Raw genomic sequence first — 15,364 nt, forward strand, 5'->3', positions numbered from 1 at the left:
TTCTGTTGGCACCGGTAGGGTTCGTCGGTGGTCGCCCGCTCACTCTCGGAGCGCTGCCTCGATAGCCTCGTCGGAGGATTCATCGCGGCCGCTCGCCAAGCCGGTGGCGTGAACGACGACAGCGGCGATATCGACGGCGGAGACGGAACTGCGGCAGCTGCCGACATCGGTGACTGCCACGAATCCGGCGACACCGACTGGCAGGCCGTCTTCTGGGATATCGGCGGCGTTCTCCTCGACGTCGACTCCGCACGCGACTCGCACCGCCGGTTCGCCGAGACGCTCGTCGAGACGTACGACCTCTCGTTGCCCATCGACGAGGCGCTGGAGACGTGGCGAAGCGAGGTGGGTCGTCACTTCCACGAGCGCGAGGGGACCGAGTTCCGGTCCTCGCGCGTCGCCTACGAACAGGCCGTCGCCGCCGTCGTCGGCGAGTCGGTTCCGACGGACGAATGGGAACCGCTGTTCTACCGCGTCCAGCGGGAGACGTTGCGGCCGAATCCGGGTGCAGTCGAAACCGTCGAACGCCTCGGCGAAACCGACCTCCACGTCGGCGTCGTCAGCGACATCGATACGGCCGAAGCGCGACTCATCTTCGATACTTTCGGCCTCGCGGACGCGTTCGACTCGGTGACGACCTCCGAGTCGGTCGGCTGGACGAAACCCGACCCGGCGATGTTCGAGGCGGCGCTCGCGGCCGCCGACGCGTCACCGGAGACGGCGCTGATGGTCGGCGACCGCTACGAACACGATATCGCCGGTGCGGCCGACGCCGGTCTGGCGACTGTCGCGTACGGGGCCGAGAACGGTCCCGCCGTCGACTATCGGGTCACCGACCTACGGGAGATTCTCGACATCGTCGGCGTTGACCGCTGAGCCACGGAACCGACGACTCCTGTCCGATGTCGGCTCCTCTGCCGCCGGCGATGAAGTTTAGACGATTGTTCGTGAACTGCTACCGATGACCAACAAGCGACGATACGAGGACCGACTCGTCGACGAGCGCAGACTCCGGACGTATCTCGCCTCGGAACTGGGCGACACCGAGACGTTCGCCGTCGAATGGCACCAAGAGGGCCACTCCAACGAAACGCTGTTCGTCACGTGGGGTGACCGCGAACTCGTGTTGCGGCGGCCGCCGCCGGGTGAGACGGCCGACACCGCCCACGACGTCGGCCGGGAGTTCCGCGTGATGGACGCCTTGCAGAGAACGGACGTTCCGGTCCCGCCGACGGTACTGTACTGCGAGGACGACTCGATAATCGGCGGCGAGTTCTACCTCATGGAGCGTGTCGACGGCGACGTGGTCCGCCTCGACGAACCCGAGCGCCTTGCGACTCCCGAACACCGGACCGAACTCGGCCACGAACTCGTCGACTCGCTTGCGGCGATTCACGCCCTCGATTTCGAGTCCGTGGGACTCGGCGAGTTCGGCCGTCCGGAGGGCTACCTCGACCGGCAGGTCGACCGCTGGAGAAAGCAGATGCAGTGGGCCGCCGGGCGGACCGAGCGCCCGGAGGGCCTCCCCGGCCGCGACGAAGTGGAGTCGTGGCTCGAAGCCAACGTGCCCGACTCGCCCGAACACACACTGGTCCACGGCGACTACAAACTCGACAACGTCATCCTCGCGCCCGGGACGCCGCCGGAAATCGGTGCCATCGTCGACTGGGAACTCTGTACGCTCGGCGCGCCACTCTCCGATTTGGGCTGGATGCTCCTCTTTTGGCACGACGACCCCGATGACGAACCCCCGATTCCGGAACTGATGCCGTCGTTCACGGCGCGGGAGGGGTATCCGACCCGCCGCGAACTCGCCGCGCGCTACGAGGAGCAGTCGGGTATCGCCGTCGACCACTCGACGTTCTATCTGGCGCTTGCGACGTACAAACTGGCGGCGGTCTGTGAGATGTTCTACGCTCGGCATCTCGCGGGCGACAGCGACGACCCGCTGTACGCCGCCATGGACGAGGGGACGCCGAGACTCGTCGCGTACGCGGAGAGCGTCATCGAGGGGTCGGAAGGGTGGTGAGCGAATGAGTCCGACCGAGACGCTGCACTTCGAGGAGTTAGCCGTCGGCGACACGTTCGAGACGGGCGGGCGCACCGTGACCCGCGCCGAAATCATCGCGTTCGCCGACCGTTACGACCCCCAGCCGTTCCACGTCGACGCCGAAGCCGTCGAGGACTCGGTCTTCGACGAACTCGTCGCCAGCGGGTTGCACACGATGGCACTCGCCAACCGCCTTGCGACCGACGACTTCTACGCACGCACGTCGGTGATGGGCGGGACGGGCATCGAGGAGGCGAACTTCCTCGCACCGGTCCGCGCCGGCGACACGCTCTCAGTCTGTGTTGAAATCGTCGAAAAGCGGCCGTCGGCGTCGAAACCCGACCGTGGTCTCGTCACCGTCGAGCAGACCGTCTCGAATCAAGACGAGGAGACGGTGTTGACGCTGCGAATCACGAGTTTCTTCGGGCGGCGGTCGGCGAGTGAGGAGTGAATTGGCTACGGCTGAGGCTGTCTGATTCGACATTCTGAATTCTGCTAATAGGCGGGTCGAACCCTTGCTTTCGAGCTAAGCCCACCAGAAGTGACCAATCTTCGTTCCATCATTCATCGATTAGATGCTTTCAGGCAGTCTCGATACCCCTGCTATCGAACGCATCGACCGCCTTTTCGAGTTCCCCGGAAGAACTCCTGAACAGCGACTTCGGGACCAATATCATTCGCTCACGTATCGAGTCGTTTGTTCGGTAGTTGATACTGAGTGCCGCCGTCAACACCTTCTCTCTCGCTTCGACGGACACTACACTGTCTATGGGTATCTCGTCTTCACCCGACGTGCCGAATCCGTGTGTTATCCGCAGATAAAGGTAAACCAACACAGACAGTGTGAACACCATTCCCAGCAACAGGACGACGCCGCTCTCCTGTGTGAAAACCACATAGAGCGAAAACAACGGAACGTACACTACGAGCAGGTAGAAATAGAGTTTATTCACGTAGTACGCCGTCTCCAACTGACCTCGCAGACTCTCTTCGATTTCTATCGAGTCATCGGTGATAGTGCATACCCCCGAGACCGTGCGAAACTCGTTCACACCGACATATTTGATACTCTAAATATAGATAGTTATCGTCCAATCGCCCTCAGTTAGAGAGGGTACACAGCCCGCTCAACTATGCGACTTCCGAGAGTCGAGAGAACCGCTCACTCCCCCTCGGGCCGTTTCCGAATGTACTCTAGCGTCTCACAGACCAACACCGTCCGCCCATCGTCGGTCGTCACCTCGTCGCGGAACGTCACGATACCGCCCGGTGATTTGTCGCGTTTGTCGACGATTTCCCGATGGACGGTAATCGTGTCGCCGACGAACGTCGCCGCCAGAATCCGCATCGAGTCCAAGCCATAATAACAGACGTTCGAGGCCTCGTTTCGGAAGTCGCTCGTGATGAGACCCTCCATCACCGAGTAGGTCAGCGGCGCGTGAACCGGTCGCTCGCCGAACTTGGTGTCGGCGGCGTAGGCGGCGTTCATCTGGAGTTCGTTCATGTCGCCGGTGTTGCCGGCGTGGGTGACGAGGTGAGTCTCCGTGATGGTGCGTCCGCGGGTCTCGAACGTGTCGCCGACCGAGAGGTCGTCGTAGTACCGAACTGGCCCTGACATCGGCCTGCGGTACGCGAACACCCCACATAACTTCTCGCTCGCAGGAAGATTTATACACGATTTATGCTAGCAGATAGCATGAATCTCGAACGCATGCTGGAGCGAACGGCGCGGCACCATCCCGACGCCGTTGCGCTGTCTGGGCGTGGCGTCGACGGCGACCGTAGCTACGAAGCGTTGGCCGACCGAGTCAGGCGACTCGCCGGCGGATTCGCCCAACTGGGCGTCGAACGCGGTGACCGAGTCGCACTGCTGACGAGGAATCACGCCGCGTTCGTCGAAACGTCGTTCGCGCTCTATCGACTCGGCGCGAGCAAAGTCCCGCTGAACTCGATGCTCACGCCCCGCGAACACGACATGCTCGTCGACGACGCCGATGCCAAACTGTTGGTAACGGAGGCGTCGTTCGCCGACCACTGCGAGCAGATGGAAGCGTCGCCGCGAGCGACGGTGGTCGTCGGCGACGGCGAAAGGATTCCCGAAACGTGGGGCGAGAACGCACACGCCTACGACTCGCTTCTCGACGCCGACCCGACCGACCGCCCCGCCGACGTCTCCTTGGACGACCCCTGCGCGGTGATGTACACCTCGGGGACGACGGGTCGACCGAAGGGCGTCCAGCACACCCACGGCACGTGGCTCTCGACGGCGCTCGCGCTGGGAGACGCCCTCGACCAAGCGGAAGGAGAGGTGACGCTGCACGCCGCGCCGCTAACACACGGCTCCGGGTTTCTGGTCGAATCCACGGTTCTCTCGGCGGGGACCAACCACCTCGAAGACGGGTTCGCGCCCGACCGGTTCCTCGACGCGGTCGAATCCCGCGGCGTCAACACCGTCTTCGTCGCGCCGACGATGGTGTACAAACTCCTCGACAACTACGACGGCGGCCGCGACACGAGTTCGCTGAAGAACGTCTACTACGCGGGGTCGCCGATGAGCGCCGCCCGACTCGCCGAGGGGATGGAGCGCTTCGGCGACGTGTTCGTCCAGTCGTACGGCCAGATGGAGTGTCCGATGCTGATTACGCTGCTCGACCACGAAGACCACCGGCGGGCGCTCGACGGCGAGAGCGACCGACTCGCCTCCGCGGGACGCGAAGTCGATATCGCTCACGTCCGACTCGTCGACGACGGCGGTCAGGAAGTCCCGCCGGGCGAACCCGGCGAAGTCGTGGTGACCGGACCGCACGTCACGCCGGGGTATCTGAATCTCGCCGAGAAAACCGCGGAGGCGTTCTCGGACGAATGGCTCCACACCGGCGACATCGGCCGCAGAGACGACGAGGGCTACCTCTACATCATGGACCGCAAGAAGGACATGATAATCACCGGCGGGATGAACGTCGTCCCCAGAGAAGTCGAGGAAGTCGTCATCGGCCACGACGCCGTCTCGAACGCCGCGGTCATCGGCGTCCCCGACGACTACTGGGGCGAGAAGGTGTCCGCAATCGTCGAACCGCGACCGGATGCGGAAATCGACGCCGAGACGCTCGCTGCAGAGGTTGAGACGCGCTGTGCGGAGTCGCTGGCGGCGTACAAGAAACCGAAGACGGTCGAAATCGTCGACGAACTTCCGCGGAGTTCCTACGGCAAAGTGCTCAAAACCGAACTCCGCGAGGAGTACTGGGAGGGCGAGGAGCGCCGCATCTGAGGGCATTCGCGCAGCGTCGCCATCACACCACTTCACACCTCACCACGCGGCTTCGAGGAGCGCGACGATATCGGAGGCGGTGACGCGTTTCGGATTGTTCGCCATCGCCGAGTCGTGCGCCGCAATCTCGGCCATCGCCTCGAAATCGTCGCGGTCGACGCCCACGTCGCGCAGGCGGTACGGGACGCCTATCTCCTCCTGTAACTCCCGAACCACGTCGCACATCGCCTCCAGCGTTGCTTCGTCCGTTGCTTTCCCGCCCTCGACTTCGACGCCCAGCGCACCCGCGAGACGCGCCATCCGCTCGGGGACTGCGTCGTAGGTAAAACGGATGCCGTGGGGGAGGAGGATGCTGTTGCCGTCGCCGTGGGAGACGGGGTGGCGCGCGCAGAGCGGGTGGTTGATGCCGTGGTTGATGCTGATGCCGCCGACGATGCCGAACCCGCTGAGACCCGCGCCGAGTTGTGCGGCCGCGAGCGCCTCTGGGTCACGGTCGTTGACGGCGGCAGGGAGGTTCGTCACGAGCAGGTCGATGGCTTTCTCGGCGGTCGCTTGGTAGAAGGGGTTCTCGGCGTGGCCGTCGGAGTACAGAATCTCGACGGCGTGGTCGAGCGCGTTCATCCCCGTGCTGGCGATAGTCGAGGCGGGTGTCGTCGCCGTCGCCGCCGGGTCGTAGACGCAGACGCGGGGTCGAATCTTCTCGTCGAGAATCACGACTTTGTCACCCGCTTTCTCGTCGGTGACGCCGAAGATGTTCGACACCTCGGCGGCCGACAGCGTCGTCGACACCGCGAAAACGGGCGTCTTCGGGGCAGGGAGGTCCGGGATGTGTGACTCGCCGTCGTCGGTCGTCTGCGTCTTCATCTCGTGGAGTGTTCTCCCCTCCTCGGCCGCGAACACCGAGATGGCTTTCGCGGTGTCGCTGGCGCTGCCGCCGCCGACGCTTACGAGGCCGTCGGCGTCGTGTTGCTCGAACGTTTCGACGCCGGTTTCGACCGTTCCGAGCGGCGTATCCCCCCGTGCGCCGGTGTAGGTGTGGACGTGTCGGTCGCCGAGGGCGTTCTCGACGCTGTCCATCAGTTCCTCGTTCGCCCCGACGTGTTCGCCGCAGACGACCATCGCCCGGTCGACGCCCGCCGCCGCGAGAACCTCACCCATCCGTTCTATCGCTCCCTCGCCCCAGAGAAACCGAGCGGCCTCGTACTGGTGTTCGCGTACCATACGACTGCCGGACGCCGAACTGTGATAAGTGTTGACTGGGGTCGTGATTACCGCCTGAGACAAATGTTCACGAATAACAATCTACATGTGGGCGATGGACGTACCCCCGGCCACGAATGCGCATCGAAGCACTGCTCGAAGCCCGGGTGGAGAAGACGCCGGCGAAGCCGTTTCTGACGTTTCCAGAGACAGGATACAGCTACGAGGAGACGGCCGCCGAGTCGAAGCGCTACGCGAACGCGCTGTCGTCGTTGGGCGTCGAGGCGGGCGACGCTGTCGGCGTCTTCCTGCCGAACTGCCCCGAGTTTCTGTTTCTCATGTTCGCAAACGGCTACCTCGACGGCGTCACCGCGCCGTCGAACCCCGAGTACAAACCCGACGAACTGCGTCACTCGCTGGAACTCTCGCGTCCGGAGTTGCTCGTCACGACGCCGGACCTTCTCGACGTGGCCGAAAAAGCCGTCGAGGGGACCTCTGTCGGGCGAATCCTGACGACCGAAGCCGTCGGCGACTACGAGTCGCTACCGGCGCTCGCGGCCGACGAGTCGACCGAAATCACGGACCACGACGGCGACGACACCTCGGTCGGCCTCCACATGTACACCTCGGGGACGACGGGGCCGCCGAAAGCCGTCGAGTGCCAACACGAAAACTGGACGCTCAGCGCCATCGACTTCCAGAAACGGATGGGCCTCACCCACGAAGACACGCTGTTTACTGCGCTGCCGCTGTTTCACGCCAACGCCCAAATTTACTCGACGCTCGGCGCGGCGGCGGCGGGCGCGGAAGTCGTCGTCTACGAGCGCTTCTCCTCCTCGCGGTGGTGGGACTGGTGCCGCGAACACGACGTAACGGAGTTCAACGCGATGGGAAGCATGCTGAAGATGCTCGACAACGTCGCCGAATCACCGGATGATTCGGAGAACCCGGTCGACCTCGTCTTCTCGGCGGGGACGCCGCCGGAACTCATCGAACCGTTCGAGGAGCGCTTCGGCCTGCGCGTCGTCGAAGGCTACTCGCTCACCGAGGACCCACTTCTGATGCTCAATCCGACCGACCCCGAGAAGCGACGCATCGGCAGTATCGGCCTCCCACCGGCGGAAAAGCGAATCAAAGTCGTCGACGACGACGGCGACCCGGTCCCGCTGGGTGAGAAAGGCGAGATAATCCAGAACTGCCCGGCGTTGATGGCGGGGTATCACCGCCAACCCGACAAGACGGCCGAAGCCGTTCACGACGGCTGGTTCTACACGGGTGACTACGGCAAACTCGACGAGGACGGCTTCGTCTACTTTCTCGACCGCAAGAAGGACATCGTCCGGCGAGCGGGCGAGAACATCTCCTCGTACGAAGTCGAGGGCGTCATCAAAGCGTTGGACGCCGTCGACGAAGTGGCGGTCATCCCGAGTCCCGACGAGTTCTACACGGAGGTCGTCAAAGCGCTCGTCCGCGTCAAGGAGGGCCACGAGTTGACCGAGGCGGAAGTCGTCGAGACGTGCCGCGAGCATCTCGCATCGTTCAAAGTGCCTCGCTATATCGAGTTCGTCGAGGAGTTCCCGTACACGCCGACCGGGAAGATACAGAAACAGAAACTCCGGACGCGCGAGAAGGAAGAAGAGCTGAGTCACTGGGACCGTGAGTCCGAATCCGAGTCCGATTCAGGCTCCGGTTCTGATTCCGATTTGAGCAGCGCGTCCGAGGAGGCCGACCGATGAACGCACTCGACTCCTTCGACCTCTCCGGGCGCGTCGCCGTCGTCACCGGCGGGACGCGCGGAATCGGCCTCGCCATCGCGGAGGGACTCGCCTCCGCCGGTGCGACGGTCGTTCCGACCTCTCGGACCGAATCGGACGTCGAAGCGGCCGCCGAGACAATCGAATCCTACGGCGTCGACAGCCTCGTTTCGCCGACCGACGTGACCGACGACGACGATATCCACGCCCTGTTCGAGGAGACGGCCGACGCCTTCGGCGGCGTCGACGTCGTCGTCAACAACGCCGGCGTCAACCCGGCCGCCGCACTCGGCCGACCCGAGGACGTCGACACCGAGGGCTACGAGTTCGTTCTCGACGTGAATCTGGGCGGCGCGTTTCGTTGTGCACAGGAGTCCGCAAAGTATCTCGCCGAGAGCGACGGCGGGTCGCTCGTCAACGTCGCCAGCGTCGGCGGCCTCGTCGGCTTGCCGCGCCAGCATCCGTACGTCGCGTCGAAACACGGTCTCGTCGGCGTCACGAAGAGCATCGCGCTCGACTGGGCTCCCGACGTTCGTGCGAACGTCGTCGCGCCCGGGTACGTCGCCACCGACCTCACCGAAGAAGTACGTGAAAACGAGACGCTCAAACAGTCGATAATCGACCGAACGCCGCTTTCGCGCTTCGCCGACCCCGAAGAACTCGCCGGTCCCGTGGTCTTTCTCGCCAGCGACGCCGCCAGCTACGTCACCGGTGCGTGTCTCGCCGTCGACGGCGGGTGGACCGCTCGTTGAGAGGTCAGAAACTCACCGATTTTCGGGGGCTAGCGCCTCGATAGTCTCCAGCGTCAGGTCGTCGTCGGCTTGTCGCGGCACGGTGAGCATCGGCCGGTCAAGCAGTTCCAAGTCGAGAATCGTCTCCAACTGCTCGGTTGCTTCGTCGGGCGTTCCGGCGACGCCGAGAGCGCGGACCATCTCGTCGGTGACGGCGTCGCTGGCGGCCGCTCTGTCGCCGTTTCGCCACGCCTCGGCGACCCGGTCGGCCTCGTCGGGGAACGCGGTGGCGACGGCGCGTCGGTAGCCCTCGCCGCTGCCGACGTAGTACGCGAGGTGGCCGCGGACGGCGTCGTACGCCTCGGTCTGGTCGTCGGAGACGGCCGCCGGAACGTACGGCGCGACGGCGGTTTCTTCGGGGTCGCGTCCTCGTTCTCGCGCCGCGTCGGCGACCACCTCGAACGCGTCGTCGAGGGTCTCGAACGGGATATTGTGGGGAATCCAGCCGTCGCAGACGCGACCGGTCGCCCGACGGTTGGCGGGGCCGAGCGCCGCGTTGAACACCGGAATCTCGGCGTCGAGCCCCGGGAAGTCCGCGGTGTCGAACAGTTTCCCTTCGTAGTCGACGGCGTCCGCATCGCTCAGATACGATTTGACGAGTTCGACCGTCTCGTGGATGCGGCGGACGGGGTTGTCGTACTCCATGCCGTGGAGGTCCTCGATGGCCTTGGGCGTGCTCGCGCCGACGCCGAGCGTCACCCGCCCCGGCGCGAGTCGGTCGACCGACGCCGCGGCCATGGCGATGACTGCCGGCGAGCGCGAAAACACGTTGACGATGGCGGTGCCGAGGTCGATTCGTTCGGTTCGGGTGGCGAGTTCGGTGAGTTGGACGAACGCGTCGGTTCCCCAGAGTTCGCTCACCCAGACGGCGTCGTACCCCCACTCTTCGGCGCGCTCGGCGACCGACACCGGCGATTTCTCCGAGAGGTCCGGGAGCAGCAGACCCAGCGGCGTCGACGTCGACACGGGCCTACTCCCCGTACCGCGCGATGTTCTCCAGTTCCGAGTCGTCGACCTCCGAAAACGCGTCGCGGGCGATGACGCGCTTGTGGACTTCGTCCGCGCCGTCGACGAAGCGGAACTGCCGGACGTTCTGGTAGAAGTCCGCGAGTGGCAGGTCCTCGCCGACGGCGTTCGCACCGCACATCTGCATCGCCGTGTCGATGGCGTCTTGGACGACGTTCGAGGCGTAGAGCTTGCTCATCGACACCTCGATTCTGGCCTCGTCGCCGGCCGTGATTCGGTCGGCGGCGTGGCGGACCATACAGCGCGCCGCGTGGAGTTCGGTTTCGGCCTCTGCGACGGCAAAGCGAATCGCCTGCTTTTCGGCGACGGGCGACCCGAACGCCTGTCGCTCGCTGGTGTAGGCTTTCGCCACGTCGAGTGCGCGCTGAGCCATCCCCGAGTAGCGCATGCAGTGGGTGAGTCGCGCGGGGCCGAGACGCTGCTGTGCGATGGAGAACCCCTCGTTCTCCTCACCCATCAGGTTCTCGACGGGGACGCGGACGTCCTCGAACTTGATTTCCGCGTGACTCGTTCCCAGCAGGCCGTCGGCCATGTGCGGAATCCCGCGTTCGATTTCGACGCCGGGCGTGTCGGCGGGAACGAGGATGATAGAACAGCCGCTGTAAGGGTGGGCGTCGAAGTCCGTGCGGGCCATCACGAGGAAGATGTCGGCTTCTAACCCGTTCGTCGTCCACCACTTGTGGCCGTTGATGACCCACTCGTCGCCATCCTTTCTGGCCTCGGTTTTGAGCATCTTCGGGTCCGACCCGCCGCCCTGCATCGGTTCGGTCATACAGAATCCCGAGCGAACCTCCCCGGCGACGAGCGGACGGAGCCACTCGTCTTTCTGTTCGTCGGTGGCGACGAGTTCGAAGGTGTGCATGTTCCCCTCGTCGGGGGCGTCGACGCGGATGGCGGGCGCGGCCAACAGGCTCCGGCCGGCCTCCTCGAACGCCGGCAGCACGTCGCGGAACTGCATGCCCATCCCGCCGTACTCCTCGCTTATCTGCGGCGCGTAGATGTCGCGCTCGCGGGCTTCCTCCTGTAGGACGGCGAGTTGCTCCTCGCTCACCGGCCCATCGCCCAGTAGCTCACGCTCGACGGGGATGACCGTCTCGTCTACGAACTCTCGGACCCGGGCCGCGACGGCCTCCGCCTGCTCGGAATCGTCGTACTCCATAATCGTTCATGCGCGTTCTGTGCTAAAAGCTCTCTCACCGCGGCGATTTCCATGACGTTGAGACACGACCGACGACTTTTCCGGAACCGGACGAACTATCGACTTCTGTGCGGGTTGTCACCACATGACGAAACACGTCACCTACGAGTTCGCCGACGGCGTGAGTACGATACGACTCGACCGACCCGAGAAACTGAACGCGATGACGCTCCCGATGTGGGACGCCGTCGCTGACGGACTCGACCGCGCCGACGACGACGGCGCTCGCGCGGTCGTGCTCACCGGTAGCGGCCGCGTGTTCTGTGCGGGCGACGACATCCAGTCGTTGGCCGACATCGAGAATCCCCGGGACGCCCGCGAACTCGCCGACACCGTCCTCGGCTGTTTCGGCGCTGTCGAACGTTCACCGGTGCCCGTCGTCGCTGCGGCGAACGGGTCGGCGTACGGCGGCGGCTTCGAACTCCTCATCTCGGCGGACCTCACCGTCGTCCCGCGCGACGCCGTCTTCGCACTCCCGGAGACGCGCATCGGCGCGTATCCCTTCTACGGCGCGAAGCGACTCGCCCGTCTCGTCGGGCGACAGCGCGCCGCGGACCTCGCGTTGACCGGTCGCGAACTCGGCGCGGAGGAAGCCGTGGAGTGGGGACTGTTCGCCAGAGCCGTCGACGAAAACGAAGTCGAGGATACCGTTTCCGACATCGTGGCGGCGCTCAAGCGGTCCTCGCCCGCGTCGTTGGAGACGACGAAGACGTGGCTCAACGCCTCGCTGCGCTTTCCCGGTGAAGACGAGGCGATGCGAAACGGGCTGGGTTACCTTTTCTCGGGACCGGATGCCCGCGAAGGAGCACTGTCGTTTCTCGAAAATCGGGACCCCGAGTTCGCCGAGTAGTCGGCGGCGTCCGCCCCGACACCGAAGTTTATGTGCTCCTGTTCGAATCGGCATGGTATGAGCACACAACGCATGGTCGGGCGACCGGGGGCGGTAACCACGACCGGCACGCCCGAGACGACCGACCGGGGGACAGACCGATGACCTCCTACGAGGAACTCCGCGATTCCTTCTCGTGGGACCGAGTGTGGGACGGGTTCGACTGGGACGCTCCCGAGCGGTTCAACGTCGCCCACGAGACGGTCTGTCGGCACGTCGGCCGCGGGCCGGCCGTCTACTGGGAGGGCGCCGCCGAGGGCGAACGCGAGACGCTGACGTACGCCGACCTCGACGCACAGAGCGCACAGGTAGCCAACGCCCTCGAATCGCTGGGCGTCGAACGCGGCGAACCGGTGGCGACGCTCGTTCCTCGTCTTCCAGAACTGTATCCGACGTTCTTGGGAATCTGGCGACGCGGCGCGGTGTACGTCCCGCTGTTCACCGCCTTCGGACCGGACGCCATCTCGGTTCGTGCGGCCGACGCGGGCGTGAAGACCGTGGTCACGACGACCGAGTATCGAGAAAACATCGCCGCCGTCGAGGACGAGATAGGTATCGAGAACGTCGTCGTCATCGACCGCGTGAGTGGCGAGGTAAACGGCGCTGACGCGAGCGTCGGCGACAGGGGTGTCTCCGGCGACGACATCGACTACAGGACGCTCGTCGGTGAGCAGTCGACGGAGTACGACACAGCAGAGACATCGGCGGACGACCTCTGTACGCTGGAGTACACGAGCGGAACAACCGGTCCACCCAAAGGCTGCGAACTCACACATCGCGTGCTGGCGGCACTCTACCCGTATCTGGAGTGTTCGATGGACCTCGGCGACGACGAGACGGTGTGGGGTGCGGCCGACCCCGGATGGATGTACGGGCTGTTGACGGCGGGTATCGCGCCCGTGAGCATGGGCGTCCCGAACGTCGTGTACGAAGGCGAGTTCGACCCCGAGGCGTGGTACGCCGTGATGGAGCGCTACGACGTGACGAGTCTCGCCACGAGTCCGACCGCGTATCGGGGCCTCGTGGCCGCCGGCGACGCCCACGAGTCGTACGACCTCTCGCTGCGGAAAGGAAACAGTGCGGGCGAACCGCTGAACCCGGAGGTGATGCGCTGGTTCGACGAGGAACTCGGCGTGACGGTGTACGACCACTACGGCGTCACCGAGTGCGGGATGGTCGCCGGCAACCACCACGCCTGCGAGATGGCGGTCAAACCGGGGAGCATGGGCCGCCCGCTACCGGGGTTCGACGTGCGCGTCGTCGACCCGGAGACTGGCGCGGAGACCGAACCGGAGGAAGTCGGCGAACTCGCCGTCGCCTGCGGCGAGTCGACGTACTTCGGCGGCTACTGGAACGAACCGGAGAAGACCGCGGCGGCGTGGGTCGAAGGTGAGGACAAAGAACTGTTTCTGACCGGCGACGCCGCCGAACGCGACGGCGACGACTACCTCTGGTTCGTCGGCCGCGCCGACGACGTCATCCTCTCGTCGGGCTACCGAATCGGCCCGTTCGAGGTGGAGAGTACGCTGCTCGAACACGAGGCCGTCGCGGAGGCGGCCGTCGTCGGCGTTCCGGACGAGAAACGCGGCGAACTGGTGAAGGCGTACGTCGTCACCACGGATGGAATCGCTCACGACGACGAACTGGCCGCGTCGATTCGGGAGTTCGTCCGCGAGCGACTCGCCAAACACGCCTACCCCAGAGAAGTGGAGTTCCTCGACGAGTTGCCGAAAACCTCCAGCGGGAAGATTCGGCGCGTAGAACTCCGCGAGTAGCGTCGTCGCCGGTGGACAGTCCCACCGACTCGGTGAACGTTCACTATCTCAGCCGTCGTAGTTCGTCTATGAACTGTCGTTCGGGAACGCCCGACCCGATACCGACCGGGACGGGAGAGCGAGACTGATGGCGAGTTTCTTCGACCCCGGTCACGGTTTTCTCTCCTCGGCCGACGAGATAGCCGTTGCACTGCTCGCACTCGTCTTCTTCGTCGTCGTCGGTAGCGTCGCGGAGTATCTCGGCGATGCGAAGGGCGGCATGGTCCTCGGCGCTCTCGTCGGGTACGTTGCCGTCCTCCTTTACTGGGCTCCGCCCGTCTTCGCCAACGAGTGGCATTACGCGCTCGTCGCCGCAGTTCCGGTCGCCGTTCTCGTCTACTTCTACAGGGGTCGCCGCGATAGGTCGTAACCGGCAGTACCCGTCGGTGACCACTGACGACCGTTCAGGGAACGACGACCAGTTTCCCCAGAAAACTCTCCTCTCGGACCCGTCTGTGGGCCTCCGCCACCTCGTCGAAGCCATACTCGCCGGCGACGTCGACCCGGAGCAAGTCGTCCGCGAGGAGTCTGTCGACGCGCGAGAGCGGGTCGGCCAGTCGCGGCGCGTTGTACATGCTCATCAGGTGAAACTGCAGTTCCTTGCCGCCGGCGGCGGGGACGTTCGTGAACCCCGCCTCCAGATGCCGATTCCGGAAGAGGACGATGCGAGCGTACGGCGCGGCGACGTCGCAGTCGAACTGCAGGTAGCGTTCGAGCATGTGGTCGACGACGACGTTCGGGCCGCCCTCGGTCGCTTCGACCACCGCCGACTGGAGGTCGTCGCGGCGGTAGTCGAGCGTCGTCCGCGCACCGAGGTCCGACAGCGTGTCGTGATACTGTTCGCTCGCCGTCGTGACGACACGAGCGCCCGACGCGGCCGCAATCTGAACTGCGGCGTGGCCGACGCCGCCGCTGCCGCCGTGGATGAGACAGTATTCGGCGGGTTCGAGCGCCGCGTGGTCGACGATAGCGCGCCACGCCGTGACGGCGGCGACGCCCGCCGCCCCCGCTTCGACGAACGAGACGCCGTCGGAGAGGTGGGCAACGCGGTCGGTCGGCGCGGTGACGTACTCCGCCGTCCCCCCGTAGCGGTCGTTGCCGAGGCCGGTGCCGAACACTCGGTTGCCGGCGTCGAACTCGGTGACTTCCGACCCCACCTCGTCGACGACGCCCGCGAAGTCGACGCCGGGGACCATCGGGAGCGTGAACGGCTGGTACGACCCGTCGCGGAAGTACGTATCGACGGGGTTGACGCCCGCGGCCTTCACTTCGATTCGAATCTCGCCGTCGCTCGGAATCGGCTTCTCCACCTCGTCGACGCGGAGCACGTCCGGGTCGCCGTGTTCGTGGTACCGTATGGCACGCATGAGCGGC

At 65.0% G+C, this 15,364-nt stretch carries 15 protein-coding genes; 9 read left to right on the forward strand and 6 right to left on the reverse strand.

Annotated elements, in window-relative coordinates:
* The first annotated feature begins 165 nt into the window (after positions 1–165).
* The 3 genes from AUR64_RS03275 (at position 166) to AUR64_RS03285 (ending at position 2,501) form a co-directional block, all read left to right on the forward strand.
* Positions 166–876 (forward strand): HAD family hydrolase, encoded by a 711-nt coding sequence (locus tag AUR64_RS03275; RefSeq protein WP_058580842.1) that lies wholly within the window; start codon positions 166–168, stop codon positions 874–876.
* An 85-nt stretch (positions 877–961) separates the two neighbouring features.
* On the forward strand, positions 962–2,029 hold the full coding sequence (locus AUR64_RS03280; RefSeq protein WP_058580524.1) for a phosphotransferase family protein: 1,068 nt from the start codon (positions 962–964) through the stop codon (positions 2,027–2,029).
* A gap of 4 nt (positions 2,030–2,033) precedes the next feature.
* Positions 2,034–2,501 (forward strand): MaoC family dehydratase, encoded by a 468-nt coding sequence (locus AUR64_RS03285; protein ID WP_058580525.1) that lies wholly within the window; start codon positions 2,034–2,036, stop codon positions 2,499–2,501.
* A gap of 130 nt (positions 2,502–2,631) precedes the next feature.
* On the opposite strand, the gene AUR64_RS03290 is transcribed toward AUR64_RS03285, so the two are convergent.
* Entirely contained in the window at positions 2,632–3,102 is a 471-nt protein-coding gene (locus tag AUR64_RS03290) for a hypothetical protein (protein ID WP_058580526.1), read from the reverse strand.
* 110 nt (positions 3,103–3,212) lie between these two features.
* Positions 3,213–3,668, reverse strand: coding sequence for a MaoC/PaaZ C-terminal domain-containing protein (locus tag AUR64_RS03295; protein WP_058580527.1), 456 nt, complete (start codon positions 3,666–3,668; stop codon positions 3,213–3,215).
* A gap of 78 nt (positions 3,669–3,746) precedes the next feature.
* Between AUR64_RS03295 and AUR64_RS03300 the strand changes: the two genes are divergently transcribed.
* Positions 3,747–5,318 carry an AMP-binding protein gene (locus tag AUR64_RS03300; protein ID WP_162265523.1) on the forward strand — a complete coding sequence of 524 codons (1,572 nt, stop codon included), beginning with the start codon at positions 3,747–3,749 and terminating at the stop codon, positions 5,316–5,318.
* Positions 5,319–5,357: 39 nt separating this feature from the next.
* Here AUR64_RS03300 and AUR64_RS03305 read toward each other — a convergent pair whose 3' ends face one another.
* Positions 5,358–6,539 (reverse strand): iron-containing alcohol dehydrogenase family protein, encoded by a 1,182-nt coding sequence (locus AUR64_RS03305; protein WP_058580529.1) that lies wholly within the window; start codon positions 6,537–6,539, stop codon positions 5,358–5,360.
* Positions 6,540–6,655: 116 nt separating this feature from the next.
* Between AUR64_RS03305 and AUR64_RS03310 the strand changes: the two genes are divergently transcribed.
* Both AUR64_RS03310 and AUR64_RS03315 read left to right on the forward strand, forming a co-directional pair.
* Positions 6,656–8,254, forward strand: coding sequence for a class I adenylate-forming enzyme family protein (locus tag AUR64_RS03310; protein ID WP_082230564.1), 1,599 nt, complete (start codon positions 6,656–6,658; stop codon positions 8,252–8,254).
* Positions 8,251–9,024 carry an SDR family NAD(P)-dependent oxidoreductase gene (locus tag AUR64_RS03315; RefSeq protein ID WP_058580530.1) on the forward strand — a complete coding sequence of 258 codons (774 nt, stop codon included), beginning with the start codon at positions 8,251–8,253 and terminating at the stop codon, positions 9,022–9,024. Before AUR64_RS03310 ends, AUR64_RS03315 begins: the two co-directional genes overlap by 4 nt.
* Before the next feature lie 12 nt (positions 9,025–9,036).
* Here AUR64_RS03315 and AUR64_RS03320 read toward each other — a convergent pair whose 3' ends face one another.
* Together AUR64_RS03320 and AUR64_RS03325 are read right to left on the reverse strand one after the other, a co-directional pair.
* A complete protein-coding gene (locus AUR64_RS03320) occupies positions 9,037–10,029 on the reverse strand; it encodes an LLM class flavin-dependent oxidoreductase (protein WP_240479574.1) in 993 nt (330 codons plus the stop codon).
* Positions 10,030–10,033: 4 nt separating this feature from the next.
* Positions 10,034–11,248, reverse strand: coding sequence for an acyl-CoA dehydrogenase family protein (locus AUR64_RS03325; protein ID WP_058580531.1), 1,215 nt, complete (start codon positions 11,246–11,248; stop codon positions 10,034–10,036).
* A 124-nt stretch (positions 11,249–11,372) separates the two neighbouring features.
* Between AUR64_RS03325 and AUR64_RS03330 the strand changes: the two genes are divergently transcribed.
* The 3 genes from AUR64_RS03330 to AUR64_RS03340 all read left to right on the forward strand — a co-directional run bounded on the left by AUR64_RS03330 (position 11,373) and on the right by AUR64_RS03340 (position 14,360).
* Complete coding sequence (locus tag AUR64_RS03330; protein ID WP_058580532.1) at positions 11,373–12,137, forward strand: enoyl-CoA hydratase/isomerase family protein; 765 nt, start codon at positions 11,373–11,375, stop codon at positions 12,135–12,137.
* Between the two features lie 140 nt (positions 12,138–12,277).
* Positions 12,278–13,951: an acyl-CoA synthetase gene (locus tag AUR64_RS03335; protein WP_058580533.1), complete on the forward strand. Its 1,674-nt coding sequence runs from the start codon at positions 12,278–12,280 to the stop codon at positions 13,949–13,951.
* A gap of 127 nt (positions 13,952–14,078) precedes the next feature.
* Complete coding sequence (locus tag AUR64_RS03340; RefSeq protein ID WP_058580534.1) at positions 14,079–14,360, forward strand: hypothetical protein; 282 nt, start codon at positions 14,079–14,081, stop codon at positions 14,358–14,360.
* Positions 14,361–14,394: 34 nt separating this feature from the next.
* On the opposite strand, the gene AUR64_RS03345 is transcribed toward AUR64_RS03340, so the two are convergent.
* Positions 14,395–15,357 carry an NADPH:quinone reductase gene (locus tag AUR64_RS03345; RefSeq protein ID WP_058580535.1) on the reverse strand — a complete coding sequence of 321 codons (963 nt, stop codon included), beginning with the start codon at positions 15,355–15,357 and terminating at the stop codon, positions 14,395–14,397.
* Positions 15,358–15,364: the final 7 nt, after the last annotated feature.

The organism is Haloprofundus marisrubri (assembly GCF_001469955.1).
GTDB classification, from domain to species: Archaea; Halobacteriota; Halobacteria; order Halobacteriales; family Haloferacaceae; genus Haloprofundus; species Haloprofundus marisrubri.